Source organism: Streptomyces iconiensis, from assembly GCF_028657195.3.
GTDB lineage: Bacteria > Actinomycetota > Actinomycetes > Streptomycetales > Streptomycetaceae > Streptomyces > Streptomyces iconiensis.
The window spans coordinates 1-1427 of record NZ_JANCPR020000114.1 but is presented as its reverse complement, the minus strand read 5'-3'; the positions used below and the strand labels follow the sequence as shown (position 1 = coordinate 1427).

At 78.4% G+C, this 1427-nt stretch carries 1 pseudogene; it reads left to right on the top strand.

The window, feature by feature from the left end:
• Window positions 1-279 (top strand): annotated as a pseudogene (locus NMN56_RS42895) (hypothetical protein); the annotation flags it as partial.
• Between the last annotated feature and the right edge of the window lie 1148 nt (window positions 280-1427).

Genomic DNA, 1427 nt, shown 5'->3' with positions numbered 1-1427 from the left:
CTGGCAGAGACCACGGCAGCGGCAGAGGTCGCCTGGCCCGCAGGGGCGACTCGGGCAACAGGGGTGGCAGAGGTCGCAGGGGCCGTCGCCGTGGTCGGAGTGGCCGAGGCGGTGGGGACGGTGGAGGCCGTGGGCATGGGCCGCGGCGGCTCCGGGGCCGACACCTTCCCGGGGTGCTCGGGCGGAGCGGACTGCGCGAGCGGCACAGGGCCCTCCGGCGGGACGGGCGGAATGGGCGGAATGGGCGGCACGGGCGGCACGGGCGCACCGGGTCGCTGAGACTGTCCGGGACCCTCCGGCACGGCGGGCCACGGGCGTTCCGGCGTGACGGGGCTCTCGGGCCGCTGCTCGGCGGGCGCCGGGCCCGATGTACCGGGTGTACGCGCCTGATCCGGAGCGGTATCGGGCTCCTGCGCCCGCTCCCCTCCCGCGCCCGGCGCGGCGTTCCGTGGCGGGTGCGACGGTTCGCTCGGGCTCTCCGACGTGTGGTGGCCGACCGGTTCCTGCGAGCGGCCGACCGGTTCCCGCGGGTGGCCGACCGGTTCCCGCGCAGGCAGCGTGCCTCGCTCGACGCCTCGCGCGGCGTCGGTCGATGCGGCCTGTCCGTCGTCGGACGCCGGGTCCGGCGCCGGGCCACGCTCGGTTTCCGGGCGCGCTGTGTCGTCCCCGGACCCGGTCGTGGGTCGGGGTCCGGGTCCGGTCCCAGACTCGGACTCGGACTCGGACTCGGCCGTGGGCCCGGGGCCGGTCCCAGATCCGGACTCGGCCGTGGGCCCGGGGCCGGTCCCAGATCCGGACTCGGCCGTGGATCCGGCCGTGGACCCGGATTCGGCCGTGGACTCGGCGAGCGGCGCGGGCCGGCGCTCGGCCGGGTCCCCCGGGCCCGAGGACACACCCGTCAGCGGCGCGCGGGCCGGGGCGGGCGGCGGTATCGAGTGGGAACCGGCCGGGTCCGCGCCTTCGCCCGTAAGCGCGGCCGACCCCCCGCCCGCAGGCGCCGAGCGTTCGGACGCCGATACGGCAGGCCCGCCCGTCGGCGGAGCCAACACGTCGGCGGATGCGCCCGGTTCGTCGTTCCGCACGGCCGAACCGCCCGCCGGGTCAGTGCGTTCGCCTGCCGGTGTGGCAGGCTCGCCGGTCGGCGCAACCGGCCTGCTCGCCGGTGCGGCCAACTCGCCTGCGTGCACGGCCGACTCGCCCGCCGGGTCCGTCCGTTCGCCTGCCGGCGTGGCCGACTCCCCTGGCGGAACACGCTGTTCGGGCGCCGGAGCCGCCGTGCCTGCGCCGGGACCCCCCGCGGTGTCCGGATCCGGCGCTTCGGGCTGCCCTATGACGGGGCTGCCGGGGGTGGCCCGGTGGTCGGGAGGCGGGCTGGGGGGTCGGGCGGGGGAGATCCTGGGGTGTCCGGGAGTTCGCGGGGTGGATGC